The 13,285-nt window shown below is 71.5% G+C and carries 12 protein-coding genes; 4 read left to right on the top strand and 8 right to left on the bottom strand.

Features of this window, described 5'->3' with window-relative positions; all coding sequences use genetic code 11:
* Positions 1-11: 11 nt before the first annotated feature.
* Complete coding sequence (locus DW296_RS14135; RefSeq protein WP_136052726.1) at positions 12-1,247, top strand: acyl-CoA dehydrogenase family protein; 1,236 nt, start codon at positions 12-14, stop codon at positions 1,245-1,247.
* Here the strand turns inward: DW296_RS14135 and DW296_RS14130 are convergent.
* Positions 1,244-1,792: a GNAT family N-acetyltransferase gene (locus DW296_RS14130; protein ID WP_136052725.1), complete on the bottom strand. Its 549-nt coding sequence runs from the start codon at positions 1,790-1,792 to the stop codon at positions 1,244-1,246. The two genes, DW296_RS14135 and DW296_RS14130, sit on opposite strands and share 4 nt — an antisense overlap.
* A complete protein-coding gene (locus DW296_RS14125) occupies positions 1,792-2,274 on the bottom strand; it encodes a hypothetical protein (RefSeq protein ID WP_136052724.1) in 483 nt (160 codons plus the stop codon). Before DW296_RS14125 ends, DW296_RS14130 begins: the two co-directional genes overlap by 1 nt.
* A gap of 65 nt (positions 2,275-2,339) precedes the next feature.
* On the opposite strand from DW296_RS14125, the gene DW296_RS14120 reads away from it, so the two are divergent.
* Both DW296_RS14120 and DW296_RS14115 read left to right on the top strand, forming a co-directional pair.
* Complete coding sequence (locus tag DW296_RS14120; RefSeq protein ID WP_136052723.1) at positions 2,340-3,791, top strand: phytoene desaturase family protein; 1,452 nt, start codon at positions 2,340-2,342, stop codon at positions 3,789-3,791.
* A 43-nt stretch (positions 3,792-3,834) separates the two neighbouring features.
* Positions 3,835-4,878 carry an ATP-dependent DNA ligase gene (locus tag DW296_RS14115; RefSeq protein WP_136052722.1) on the top strand — a complete coding sequence of 348 codons (1,044 nt, stop codon included), beginning with the start codon at positions 3,835-3,837 and terminating at the stop codon, positions 4,876-4,878.
* A gap of 6 nt (positions 4,879-4,884) precedes the next feature.
* Here DW296_RS14115 and ligD read toward each other — a convergent pair whose 3' ends face one another.
* The 5 genes from ligD to DW296_RS14090 all read right to left on the bottom strand — a co-directional run bounded on the left by ligD (position 4,885) and on the right by DW296_RS14090 (position 11,741).
* A complete protein-coding gene (ligD, locus tag DW296_RS14110; protein ID WP_136052721.1) occupies positions 4,885-5,955 on the bottom strand; it encodes a non-homologous end-joining DNA ligase in 1,071 nt (356 codons plus the stop codon).
* A gap of 63 nt (positions 5,956-6,018) precedes the next feature.
* The gene (locus tag DW296_RS14105; protein ID WP_136052720.1) at positions 6,019-7,158 is read right to left on the bottom strand and encodes an SseB family protein; all 1,140 of its coding nucleotides are present in this window, start codon (positions 7,156-7,158) and stop codon (positions 6,019-6,021) included.
* Between the two features lie 44 nt (positions 7,159-7,202).
* Entirely contained in the window at positions 7,203-9,656 is a 2,454-nt protein-coding gene (locus tag DW296_RS14100) for an ATP-dependent helicase (protein ID WP_136052719.1), read from the bottom strand.
* An 82-nt stretch (positions 9,657-9,738) separates the two neighbouring features.
* Positions 9,739-10,755, bottom strand: a complete 1,017-nt coding sequence (locus DW296_RS14095; protein ID WP_136052718.1) for an ABC transporter permease — start codon at positions 10,753-10,755, stop codon at positions 9,739-9,741.
* Positions 10,752-11,741 carry an ABC transporter ATP-binding protein gene (locus DW296_RS14090; protein WP_136052717.1) on the bottom strand — a complete coding sequence of 330 codons (990 nt, stop codon included), beginning with the start codon at positions 11,739-11,741 and terminating at the stop codon, positions 10,752-10,754. The genes DW296_RS14095 and DW296_RS14090 overlap by 4 nt, the downstream gene beginning before the upstream one ends.
* Before the next feature lie 89 nt (positions 11,742-11,830).
* Here DW296_RS14090 and DW296_RS14085 point away from each other — a divergent pair, with 89 nt between their 5' ends.
* The gene (locus DW296_RS14085) at positions 11,831-12,229 is read left to right on the top strand and encodes a YccF domain-containing protein (protein WP_060922036.1); all 399 of its coding nucleotides are present in this window, start codon (positions 11,831-11,833) and stop codon (positions 12,227-12,229) included.
* Between the two features lie 10 nt (positions 12,230-12,239).
* On the opposite strand, the gene DW296_RS14080 is transcribed toward DW296_RS14085, so the two are convergent.
* On the bottom strand, positions 12,240-13,226 hold the full coding sequence (locus DW296_RS14080; protein WP_136052716.1) for a glycerophosphodiester phosphodiesterase family protein: 987 nt from the start codon (positions 13,224-13,226) through the stop codon (positions 12,240-12,242).
* Between the last annotated feature and the right edge of the window lie 59 nt (positions 13,227-13,285).

Here is a 13,285-nt window from a genome sequence, read left to right as displayed (position 1 = left end):
AAGGAGCACCCATGAGCACTGAAGCCTCCCCCTTCCCCGGCGAGCGCGTCTCGTCCTACGACGTCACCGGGCGGCAGGACAGCGACTACTACGCGGTCTTCGCCGACATCCCCACCGCGGACCGGGAGGCCTGGAACCGCGCGAAGGCGTACGTCGACGAGGTCGCCCCGCAGATGGCCGAGGCGTGGGACCGCGCCGAGTACCCGCTCGACGCCGCACGCCGCATGGGTGAGATGGACCTCGTCGTCGACGGCGTCGACCACCCCGCGCTGACCCGGCTCTCCCCGCTCGCCGCAGGCCTCATCAACATGGAGATCTCCCGCGGGGACGGCTCCCTCGGCACGATCCTCGCGGTGCAGGGCGGCCTCGCGCTGCGGACGCTCGCCCTGTTCGGCTCGCCCGCCCAGCAGGACCGCTGGCTCGCGGCACTCGCCGACGGCTCGGTGCTCGGATCCTTCGCCCTCACCGAGCCCGACCACGGCTCCGACTCCGTCTCGCTGGAGACCGTGGCACGCCGCGACGGGGACTCCTGGGTGCTCCGCGGCGCCAAGAAGTGGATCGGCAACGGTGCCTCGGGCGGCATCACGTTCGTCTGGGCGCGGGTCGACGACGAGTCCGCCGCCGAGCACGGAGCGGTGCGGTGCTTCCTCGTCGAGCAGGACACCCCCGGATACTCCGGCACCGTGATCCGCGGGAAGGCCTCCCTCCGCGCGATCCATCAGGCCCACATCCGCCTGGACGACGTGCGGGTGCCGCGGGACGCGGTGCTGCCAGGGGCGAAGAGCTTCAAGGACGCCTCGACCGTGCTGTACGCCACCCGGTCCGGGGTCGCCTGGTCGGCGCTGGGTCACGCGACGGCCTGCTACGAGGCGGCTCTGGCGTACGCGAAAGAGCGCGTGCAGTTCGGCAAACCCCTCGCGAAGTTCCAGATGGTGCAGGAGCGGCTCACGCACATGCTGGAGGATCTGACGGCGATGCAGCTGTACTGCCGCCGGATGGCCGATCTGGAGCAGGCGGGGGCCTTGCGGCCGACGCAGGCCTCGCTCGCGAAGTTCCACAACACCCGGGCGGCCCGGCGGATCGCCGCGACGGCGCGGGATCTCCTCGGCGGCAACGGCATCCTCCTGGAGAACGGCGTCATGCAGCACATGGCCGACATCGAGGCCATCCACACCTACGAGGGCACCGAATCCGTGCAGGCCCTGCTGCTCGGACGCGACATCACCGGGCTGAGCGCCTTCGCCTAGCCCTTCGAATCGCTCACTTTGCTGCATTCGGCGGCCGGATGCAGCAAAGTGCGCGACTCGAAGCAGAGGAGGCGGTCCCGGTCGTCCCAGGCGTCCACGGAGCGGAAGCCGCGGGACGTGTAGAGCCGGATCGCGGCGTCGCGCCAGTCCCAGACCGACAGCCGCACCGCCCCCTCGGCCTCGACCAGGACGGCGTCGAGCAGCGCCGAGCCGACGCCTCGGCCGCGGACCGCTGGATCCGCCCAGAGCCGCTTGATCTCGGTGCACCCGGCATGCGGAAGGGCGATCACCACGCCGACCTGAGCTCCGTCCAGCTCCGCCACGAGCACCCGTCCTCCGGCGTATGCGGTCGCGGGGTCGCGGACCTCCGGCCGGTACCGCTCGGGGAGCTCGCCCTCGGGCTCCGCGTGGTCGCCCAGGACGTCGTGCTTCTCCTGCTCGGTCTGCCGGAGATACGTCGACACCGCCGCACCGACGAACGCCGAATCCCGCGGCCACTGCGCCTCGCGGACGGAGACGCCGCCGCGCGAGGAAGCGGTGCGCATCAATCGCAGCCGCAGCCGCCGGCGGGGGTCTTCACCATGAAGCACACGTCGCACACGCCGTAGTCGCGCTCGACGGGCTTCGGAGCCGCCGGCGTGCGCGGGGCAGCGGGGGTGCGCGGCGTCGTGGAGCGCTTGGCCTTGACCGGGGTCTGCGGGGCGAACTCGCTCGGGTGCGTCACGTAGAAGTAGGGCGCGCGTCCCTCGCTGGGCTGCAGGCGAAGGCGGGTGGACCCGACGGTCACGACCTCGTCCTCCGTGAAGCCGTTGGTGTACGTGCGGCCGATGTGCAGCGCCGCCCCCTCGCGGCGGATCGCCTCGATGTAGCGACCGCGATCGATCAGCGAGGTCACCCCCGCGGAATCGACGATCTCGGTGATGAACGCATGGTTCACCGGATCGATGCGGTGCGCGCGGAGCGCCTCGGGAAGCGAGCGGTACGGACGGGAGGTGCCGGCGGGGGTCGGGCCCTGGACTTCATTCATCCCTTCCAGGATCGCACGGCGCAACCCCCTCCGCCGACCGGGCGCTCGCGTGCGAGACTGACCGCATGGCACTCGCGACGATCATCGGATCCGGACCGAACGGCCTCGCCGCCGCCGTCTCCCTGGCCCGCGCCGGCTACCAGGTGCGCGTGCTCGAGGCCGCGGACACGGTCGGAGGCGGTCTGCGCACCCAGGAGGCCACCCTCCCGGGCTTCCGTCATGACGTCTGCTCGGCCGTCCACCCCGCGGCCGTCGCCTCGCCGTTCTTCCAGGCGTTCGGGCTCGACGAGCGGATCGAGTGGATCCGCCCCGAGATCTCGTTCGCCCATCCGCTGGACGGAGGCCGTGCCGCCGTCGCCTGGCGCGACATCGAACGCACCGCCACCGAGCTCGGCGTCGACGGGGACGCGTGGCGACGCCGGCTCCGCCCCCTCAGCACCCACATCGACGGCGTCACGGACTTCACCGGGAACCAGCTCCTCCGCCTCCCGCACGATCCAATCACCGCGGTGCGCTACGCCATCCGCATGCTCGATCAGGGCACTCCCCTGGCGCGGGTCGCCTTCCGCACGGAGGAAGCGGCCGCGCTCATGGCCGGAGTCGTCGCGCACGCGAACTCCCCGCAACCCACGCTCGCCGGTGCCGCGGCCGGACTGCTGCTCGCCGGGCTCGCCCACGCCGGCGGCTGGCCCTACCCCCGCGGCGGCTCGCAGACCATCGCCGACGCCCTCGTCGCCGATCTCGACGCCCACGGGGGCACGATCGAGACCGGGGTCCGCATCGCCGATCTCGGAGGGCTGGACTGGGGCGATCCGGACAGCGGCGACGTGCTCCTGCTCAACACCTCCCCCCGGCTCGCCCTCACCCACCCGGACATCCCGGCGTCGTATGCCCGTGCCGTCCGCGGCTACCGCTACGGCGCCGCGGCGGCCAAGGTCGACTTCGCGCTCGACGGCCCGGTCCCGTGGACCAACGAGCTCGTGCGGAGCGCACCGACCGTGCACGTGGCCGGGACGAGGGACGAGGTGTGGAACAGCGAGAACGCGGTCGCCGTCGGCCATGTGTCCGAGCGCCCCTACGTCCTGGCCGTCCAGCCGTCGGTCTTCGACCCGACCAGGGCCCCGGACGGCAAGGCCGTGCTCTGGGCGTACATCCACGTGCCGAACGGCTCCGACCTCGACCCGACCGAGCTCATCACCGCGCAGGTCGAGCGGTTCGCGCCGGGGTTCCGCGACCGGATCCTCGCCCACCACGCGGTTCCGGCCGCCTCCCGCGAGGCGATCAACCCGGCCGAGATCGGCGGCGACATCTCCGGCGGCGTCTTCGACATACGTCAGGCCCTGCGTCGCCCCGTCCTCTCCCCCGCCCCGTGGCGGACGCCGATGCGCGGCGTCTACCTCGCGTCGGCCTCCACTCCGCCCGGGCCCGCGGTCAACGGCATGGCCGGGTGGCACGCGGCGCACACCGTGCTCCGCGACGCCGGCACGCCCGCGGAACTCGACGACCTGTTCGGCTGACCCGACCCTTTCCCCCGCTCGCCGCCCGGTCCAGGATGGGTGCATGCGCTACGAGATCCCGGCCCCCATGCTCGCCAAGGCCGTCGCGGCGGTCCCCGACCCCGACAAGACCCCGGGCGGGCTGCTCTACGAGCCGAAGTGGGACGGGTTCCGGGGGCTCATCGCCTGGGACGGCGAGACGGTCGAGATCGGGTCCCGCGGGGCGAAGCCCCTCACGCGCTACTTCCCGGAGCTCGTCGATGCGATCCCTCAGCTGCTGCCCGTGCCTTGCCTCCTCGACGGCGAGATCGTCGTGGCCACAGGTCCACACGGCGCGCAGCGTCTCGACTGGGAGGCCCTCAGCCAGCGCATCCACCCGGCCGCCTCCCGGGTCGCGAAGCTCGCCGTCGAGACCCCGGCGATGTTCATCGCCTTCGACCTGCTCGCCTCCGGGGAGGACGATCTGCGGGACCAGTCGTTCGAGACGCGGCGGGCCCGGTTGGAGACGCTCATGGAGTCCGTGGAGCACCCGCTGCACCTGACCAGGACCACCCGCGACCGGGACGCCGCCGTCCGCTGGCTGGAGGAGTTCGAGGGCGCGGGGCTCGACGGCGTCGTGGCGAAGCCGCTGGCGCAACCGTATGCACCGGGGAAGCGCACCCTCTTCAAGATCAAGCACGCGCGGACCGCCGACGTTGTCGCCCTCGGCTACCGCATCCACAAGTCCGGCACCGGGGTCGGGTCGCTGCTCGTCGGGCTCTACGACGCCGACGGGACCCTGCGTCAGGTCGGCGGCGTCGCGGCATGGAGCGACGCGAAGCGGAAGCATCTCGTGGAGGAGCTCGCGCCGCTGGTCGAGCGCGACGAGGACGGCGCGGCGGTGACCGGCGAGGGTGAGCGCTCGCGGTTCAGCGGGTCGAAGGACGTCTCGTTCGTGCGGCTGCGTCCCGAGCGGGTGCTGGAGGTGCGGTACGACCAGCTCGAGGGCGCCCGCTTCCGTCACACCGTGCAGTTCGAGCGCTGGCGGCCGGACCGCGATGCCCGCTCCTGCACGTACGACCAGCTCGACACGGTCGAGGGCTACGACCTCGCCGATGTCCTGAGCTGAGCCCGCTCAGTCCTCGACGGGGTTGCCGTCGGCGTCCCAGTTCGCGGCGTTCTTCTTGCTCGGCTGCACGCGCGGCGGCTCGCCCGGCATCTTCGGGAACTCCGGCGGGAAGGGCAGCTCCCCGAGGCCGTCCGCCGTGTCGCGCTCCCACCACTCCAGGAGCGTGTCGATGCGCCCGGGCTTCGCCTGCATGTCGGCCCACGGGTCGCCGACGTCCGCCAGCCGCTGCGGGATGCTGCGCACGGTGAAGGCGCGCGGGTCGAGGTCGTCGAGCTCCTCCCAGTGCACGGGCGTCGCGACGGTCGCACCGGGGAGAGCGCGCGGACTATAGGCACCGGCCATCGTGCGGTCGCGATTGGCCTGATTGAAGTCGACGAAGAGGCGCTCGCCGCGCTCCTCCTTCCACCAGTTCGTCGTGACCCGGTCCGGCATCCGGCGCTCGAGCTCGCGGCCGGCCGCGATCACGGCATGCCGCACGTCGAGGAACTCGTGGATCGGCTCGATCGGGGCGAAGACGTGCAGGCCCCGGTTACCGCTCGTCTTCGCGAACGCCTCCAGGCCGGCCTCCCGCAGCACCTCCCGCAGGGCGTGGGCTGCAGGGACGGCCTCGGCGAAGCCGGTGCCCGGCTGCGGGTCGAGGTCGATCCGCAGCTCGACCGGGTTGTCGGAATCGGTCGCCAGCGACGCCCAGGGATGGAAGACGATGGTGTTCATCTGCACCGCCCACACGATCGCGCTGGTGCGGTTCAGGACGATCTGAGGATGGCGGCGGCCACTGTTGTACGTGACCGTGACGGCGTCGACGAAGTCCGGAGTGCCCTTGGGCGGGTTCTTCGAGAAGAAGCCCTCCGGCCGCGGTCCTCCGGCGGTCCCCACGCCATCCCGGAAGCGCTCCAGGGACACCGGCCGGTTGCCGTTCGCCGAGAGGAACGGCACCGACACGAGCTGCACGTACTCGGCGAGCTCGGCCTTGGTGATGCCGAGGTCGGGCCAGACGACGCGGTTCGGGCTGGAGAGCGCGACCTCACGCTCTCCGTCGGTGTCGGCGACGGTCAGGGTCACGCGTTCAGAGGCCATGCTCCGACCCTAGGGGGCGGTCACGACCCGCGGAACCCCCGGCAGATCCCGGTGCGCGCGCCGTCAGTCCTCGATCCGCACCGCGCGCACGAGCACCGGCGCGAGGGCGTCGCGCTCCACCACCATGGAGGGCCCCGCGGAGTCGATGATGACGCCGGCCATCTCGGAGTGGCTCGACAGCACCTTCGCGAGCTGGTCCGGCTCGAACGGCAGCGGGCGGTCGCCCCGGCCGAGTGCGATGACCTCCAGCGGGTGCGAGAAGAGCTGGAGGAAGCGGCGGCCGTCGGCCGTCTGAGCCTCGGCGATGCCGACCTGGCCGGTGCCGGATCCGTCGTTCACGGCCACCCACATGCGGGTCGTGGCAAGAGCCTCGCCCACCTTGGCGGGCGAGTCCTGCTCCCGCGGCGTCGCGAGCAGGGACTTGACGGTCATGTCGACGTCGGCCTGCTCCAGCGTCTTCTGCAGGAGCTCGGTGGGGAACACCACACGATGCGGCGCGGACGCGTTGTCGATGATGAGACCCGCGAAGTCGCCGGACACGACCTGCTGCATGACCGAGGTCGTCGGCTGGGCGACAGCGGAGGTCGCGGACGGATCGGCTTCCAGCTGCACGGAATCCCGGACGGCGGCCGCCGAGCTGAACGCCAGCATGAACTGGCGCTCCCCGTCGCGGACCACGGCGACCGCCAGCGGCTTGCCCTCGCTGATCTGCGCGCGGGCATCGCCGTTCACACGGATGTAGAGGTGCCCCTGGAGAGCCTGGCGGAGCACCCCGAGGAGCTGCTCGTTGGAGGCGCCCGCCTCGATCTGTGCCAGGGACTCGCGCAGGAGGACGTTGTCCTTCATGCCCGCCACGGTCTCGGTCTGCTCGGGCGGGAGCGCGGGAGCGAGCGGCAGCTTCCGCTCGGCCGCCGGTGCCGCGGGCTCCGCGGTGGAGCTCGGCGGCGTCGGCGCGGCAGCCGGCGCTGCGGCTGCCGCCGTGGCCTCCGGATCCGGAAGCGCGACCTCGGGCCCTGCTTCGGCGCCGACACCGCGGAACGCCTGCACCGAGATGCCGACGGTGGGTGACGCCTCGGCCGTGAACGCCTCCGACTCCTCGGTCGCCGTGCTCGCGGCTTCCTCGCTCTCGGTGGCCGGAGCGGCGGAGGGGGCGGGAGCGACGGCGTCGTCGCCGGACTTCTTGCGGCGGGAGAAGAGGGCCATGGGAGCCAGCCTAACCGGGTCTCCCCGCACCCTCCGCCGCGACGTCAGAGCTTCTGGATCGGGGCGACCTTGATGAGCAGCTTCTTCTGCCCTGCCGTGTCGAACCGGACATGGGCGATGCGCTTGGCGCCTTCGCCGGTGACGGCGTCGACCCGCCCCTCGCCGAAGTCGTCGTGCCGGATGCGGTCTCCGGCGGCGAGTTCGAGGTCGCCGTTGTCGCGCATCTTGGCGGTGACGCGGTTGGGGATCTTGTCCATCGCCGTGGAGAGCGGCTTGAGGGAGTCGCGGGGCAGGGCCTTCACGCCGAAGCGGTCGCCGGACCCACCGGAGCGACGGGCGTTCAGCGCACGCGACTGCATGCCCCCGCGGGAGTTCACGTCGCCCGGGGACTGCCGCCAGTCGATGAGGGAGGCCGGGATCTCCTGCAGGAACCGGCTGGGCATGGCGACGGTCACCTCGCCGAACTGCGCGCGGGTCATCGCCAGGGACAGGTGCAGGCGCTTGCGGGCGCGGGTGATGCCCACGTAGAACAGGCGTCGCTCCTCCTGCGGGCCGCCGGGCTCTCCCGCCGAGATGCGGTGCGGGATGAGGTCTTCCTCCACGCCGGTGACGAAGACCGCGTCGTACTCGAGGCCCTTGGCGGTGTGCATCGTCATGAGCGAGACCGACCCGGACTCGTCGTCGAGGTCGTCCGCGTCGGAGACCAGCGCGACCTCGGTGAGGAAGTCGGTGATGGTGCCCTCGGGGTTGTTGCGCGCGAAGTCGCGGGTCACGGCCACGAACTCGTCGAGGTTCTCCACGCGGGCCTCGTCCTGCGGGTCGCGGCTGGCGCGTAGCGCGTCGAGGTAGCCGCTCTTGGAGAGCAGCAGGCTGAGCCCGTCCGCCACGGAGGTGGGCGGCGGCACCTCCCCCGTCGGCGGCAGCATGATCGCGGTCGCCTCGGCGAGCACGGCGTCGAGCTGGGCGATGGCGGCCTGGATCTTCGGGCCGACGCCGAGCTGGCCGGGCAACGACAGGGCATCGCGGAAGGAGATGCCGTGCTCCTCGGCGAAGCGGGCGATCGCGGTCTCGGTGACGTCGCCGATACCGCGCCGCGGCCTGTTGAGGATGCGGCGGACCGCCATCTCGTCGGCGGGGTTGGCGACCGCGACGAGGTAGGCCAGCGCGTCCTTGATCTCGGCGCGCTCGTAGAACTTAGTGCCGCCCATGATCTTGTACGGCACGGCCGAGCGGATGAAGATCTCCTCCAGCGCGCGGGACTGCGAGTTCGTGCGGTAGAAGACGGCCATCTCCGAATACGGCATGCCCGCGCGGTGCAACGCCTCGACTTCATCGGCGACGAACTGGGCCTCGTCGTGCTGCGAGTAGCCGGTGAAGCCGATGATCCTGTCGCCCTCGCCACGGTCGCTCCAGAGCTTCTTGTCCTTGCGGTCGAAGTTGTTGCCGATGACGGCGTTCGCCGCGGAGAGGATGTTCTGCGTCGAGCGGTAGTTCTGTTCGAGGAGCACGACCTTGGCCCCCGGGAAGTCGCGCTCGAACTCGCTGATGTTGCGGATGTCCGCGCCGCGGAAGGCGTAGATCGACTGGTCCGAGTCGCCGACCACCGTCAGCGACGCCCCGGCCTCACCGGCGCCCGGTGCCGGCTCGGGGTCCGGCTCGAAGATCATCATGCCGTTGGCGGCATACGGCTCCGGTGTCGAGCCGACGCCGGACACCGGGCGGGTGAGCTCGTGGATGAGCGCGTACTGCGCGTGGTTGGTGTCCTGGTACTCGTCGACGAGGATGTGGCGGAAGCGGCGGCGGTAGGTGTCGGCGACCTGCGGGAACGCCCGGAACAGGTAGACCGTCTGGCCGATGAGGTCGTCGAAGTCGAAGGCGTTGGCCTTCTGGAGCTGCCGCTGGTAGTCGGCGAAGACCTCGACGAAGACGCGCTCGGCCGGGTCGCTCATATTGGCCTGTCGCGCGTAGGACTCGGCATCGGAGAGCTCGTTCTTGAGCTTGGAGATGCGCCCCTGGACCGCCGCCGGGGTGAGTCCGTAGGCGTCGGCCTCGTGCTCCTTGACCAGCCGCTTGAGGAGGGCGCGGGAGTCTCCGGAGTCGTAGATGGTGAAGTTCTTGGTGAACCCGAACTGCTGCGCCTCGCGGCGGAGGATACGCACGCACGCGGAGTGGAACGTGGAGATCCACATGCCGCGCGCGGCGTCGCCGATGAGCCCCTCGACGCGCTCGCGCATCTCGCCGGCGGCCTTGTTGGTGAAGGTGATGGCGAGGATCTGGCTCGGCCACGCCTCACGGCTGCGCAGGAGCGAGGCGATGCGGCGCGTGAGCACGCTCGTCTTGCCGGAGCCGGCACCGGCGACGATGAGCAGGGCGGGGCCGCGATACGTGACGGCCTCGAGCTGCTGGGGGTTGAGGCCGGCGAGGAGGTCGTCCTGCGCGGGGGCGCCGGAGGACTGCGGGCCGACGGATCCGGGGACGATGAGAGGGGCTTCGGTCATGACCTCTCGAGTCTAGGCGGCGGCACCGACATCGAGGTCCCGGCGGAGGGGTGCGCGGATGATGCGCACCCCCCACTTCCGCTCAGGCGATCCGCGTGCCGGGCGGCAGCCGCCGCGCGGGCGTCCGGGTGCGGGCCCATGCTCCCGCGAACAGCGCCCCGGCGAGCACGACCTGCACGCCGAGCCCGACGAACCAGCTCGGCACGGTCTCGTCGATCACCTGCTCGGCCGTCTGGGAACCGCTCTCCGGATCGCAGTCGTCCCAGCGCTGCTCCAGCGGCGAGAGCTGCGCGCTGCGGACACCCCACTTGATCTGCCCGTACAGATCCACCGGATAGCCGTCCTTGCTGAACTCGGTGGGGGTGGCATCAGCCAGCACGACGAACGGGTTGGCGGCGAGCGCCCACCACACGAGGTCGAACCGCGGGGCCTCGTACGTGTACTCCTCCCAGCTCTCGCAGTCCACGTTGCCGTTGTTGTCGTAGGGGCGGCTGTAGCTCGTCGCCTCGCTGCGCACGGCGAGGCCGCCGAGCGCGAAGACGATGATCGTGCCGATGACGAGTGCGGAGACCACGAGGTAGGTGGACGCGACGGAGAACAGCGGGCGGGCGATGAGGCCGCTCAGCCCCACGCCGATCGCGGCGACGATGACGATCTCGACAGCGAGGATGAGCAGCGCCACGAACAGCACGATCGGCTCGGTCCCGCCCGCCAGCAGCGACGCCGCGAGGAAGGGAACCGCCACCAGGAGGAACGCGCCGCCCGTCGCGATCGCCGCGAGCAGCTTGCCCAGCATGATGTCGCCGGTCGACGCCGCGGTGACCTGGATCGGCGCGAGCGTGGCTGCCTCCCGGTCGCCGTTGATGGCGTTGCCGCTGAGCGTCGGCGAGACGAGCACGACGAGCAGCAGGACCACGTTGACGACGATGGACGACACGCCCGCCCCGACGTCCTCCCCCCAGGAGTACACGGCGAACGACAGACCGGTGACGCCGAGGAGCACCAGCGCGAAGACGCCGAGGAGGACGTACCAGCCGACACTTCGCAGCCGCTGGGTCAGTTCCAGGCGCGCGATGACGCCGATGTTCGCGAGGCTCATGCTCCCGCCTCCGTTCCGTGGGGTGCCGCAGGCGGCGGGGGTGGCGGGGTCTTCGCCGCGGGCGGCTGCGGGTGCCGGAGCGCGAGGAACGTGTGCTCCAGATCGCTCTGCGCGGGCGCGAACTCCGCGACCGGCAGTCCCGCCTCCACGAGGAGACGCAGCGACTGGGCGGCGGCATCCTCCCCGGGGAAGCCGACGAGGACGGCGCCGCGGTCCACGGCGAGGGACTCGGGAGCGAGTCTGAGGGTCGAGGCGACCTGCCAGGTGTCCGCGTTCAGGCGCTCCGCGGTCGCGCCGGCCAGCCGCACCCGCCAGGCGCGGAGCGTGCTCTGCGCCGGAGCGGCATCCACGACGGCCCCGCCGACGAGGAAGACGGCGTCGTCGACGACCTCTTCCAGCTCGGACAGCACGTGGCTGGAGATGAGGACCGTGCGCCCTTCGGCCGCGAAGCGGCGCAGCAGCACCCGCAGCTGCACGCGGGCCTCGGGGTCGAGGCCCGACGCCGGCTCGTCGAGAAGCAGCACCTGCGGGTCGTGGACGAGAGCGCGGGCGAGGCCGAGCTTCTGCTTCTGCCCACGGGAGAGCACCTTCGCGGCGGAATCCGCGAGCTCTCCCAGGCCGACGAGACCGAGAAGGTGCTGCGCCCGCCGCTCCGCGTCCGCGCGGTCGATCCCGTAGAGCCGGGCCGTCGTCACGATCGTCTCGCGGGCGGTGAGGGAGGGCCAGGCGCCGAGAGCATCCGGCATCCACCCCAGCACGCGACGGGCGGCGAGCGGGTCGGCTTCGGGGTCGATGCCGCCGATGCGGATCGAGCCGCTGTCGGGGGCGAGCAACGAGGCGAGCATCAGGAGCAGCGTCGTCTTGCCCGCGCCGTTCGGACCCACCAGGCCCGTCACCCTTCCCGCCTCCGCGCGCAGCGTGGCCCCTCGCACGGCCTGCACGTCCCCGAACGCCCTGCTGACGTCGTCCACCACTATTCCGGTCATGCGGTCAGTCTGGCATCGCCGGGCGCGAGCGCCGGGGACCTCCGGGCTGATGCCCAGCCGTGCCGCGCCGCGGGTGACACAATCGCTGTATGCGCACGATCCTCAACATCATCTGGGTCATCCTCGCGGGCTGGGCGCTCTTCCTCGGCTACGTGCTGGCCGGCCTGCTGCTGTGCATCCCGATCATCACGATCCCCTGGGCCATCGCCTCGTTCCGCATCGCCGCCTACGCCATCTGGCCGTTCGGCCGCGAGGTCGTCAGCAAGCCGACGGCCGGCGTCGGGTCGTTCCTCGGGAATGTGCTCTGGGTCATCCTCGCGGGGTGGTGGCTCGCGCTCGGCCACATCGTGTCGGGACTGGCGCTGTGCATCACCATCATCGGCATCCCCATGGGCATCGCCGACTTCAAGATGGTCCCCGTGTCGCTCATGCCCCTCGGCAAGGAGATCGTCTCCACCCGTCAGGGCGCGTTCGACCGCACGCTCTGACCCCGACGGGTCAGCCGCGGAAGAACGCCACGCCGAGATCGGGGTGGTCGACGAAGACGCCGTCCACGCCCTGCCGGGCGATCACGCCCCACTCGGCCTCGTAGTGCCCGAACGCGCTCTTGCCTCCCGGACCGCGGTAGGGCGCCGCGAGGAAGGCGTTCTCCGGACGACAGGTCCACGTGAAGACGGTCAGGCCGCGGGCATGGGCATCGGCGACCAGCGTCGTGCCCGGCACCAGGAGCATCTTCTTGTCGACGCTGATCCCGTCGACCTGACCGACCAGGCGGTCCAGATTCCCGGGTGTCACCGTCTCCGGGTAGCTCAGGGCCTTCGAACCCTCGGCGACGAGCAGGTCGTACGGCTGTCCCGCCGCCTCGATCAGGTACACGAAGCTCGCGTCGACGCCCGCGGCGCGGAGCTGCCCGAGCACGGTCGACTCGAAGCTCTCCACGATCAGCGGCAGCTCCCCCGCCGCCCATCCGGCGTCGCGCAGCTCCCGCGCGATGAGGGGCGCGAGGTCGAGTCCGATGCCCGCGAAATGCGTGGCGTGCTTCACCTCGAGCACGACGCCGATCGGCCGGCCCTGCTCCTGCGCGGCCGCCCGTACGAGGTCGAGGACGTCGCGCAGGCGCAGGATGGGTTCCGTGCCGTCGAAGGAAGCGCTGGATGCCCGGAGCTTCGGCAGCCGTTCCCGGCAGCGCAGCGTGGACAGCTCCGCCCAGGTGAAGTCCTCCGTGAACCAGCCGGTCAGTGCGGCACCGTCCACGCGCCTCGTCGTGCGGCGATCCGCGAACTCCGGGTGATCGGCGACGTCCGTGGTGCCGGAGATCTCGTTCTCGTGCCGCACGACCAGGACACCGTCCTGGGTGGCGACCACGTCCGGCTCGACCGCGTCGACCCCCGTCGCGAGAGCGAGCTCGTAGGACGAGCGGGTGTGCTCGGGACGGACGCCCGGAGCGCCGCGATGCCCGATGACGAGCGGGGATTTGCTGGGCACGCTCACAGCGTAAGGCACCCCGGGAGTGTCGCCTCACGGGTATCGTGGAGGAAAGCGAC

The sequence above is a fragment of the Microbacterium sp. K36 genome (assembly GCF_004794355.1).
GTDB classification, from domain to species: Bacteria; Actinomycetota; Actinomycetes; order Actinomycetales; family Microbacteriaceae; genus Microbacterium; species Microbacterium paraoxydans_D.
The sequence above is the reverse complement of the archived record's forward strand: the minus strand, read 5'-3'. Positions and strand labels throughout refer to the sequence as shown.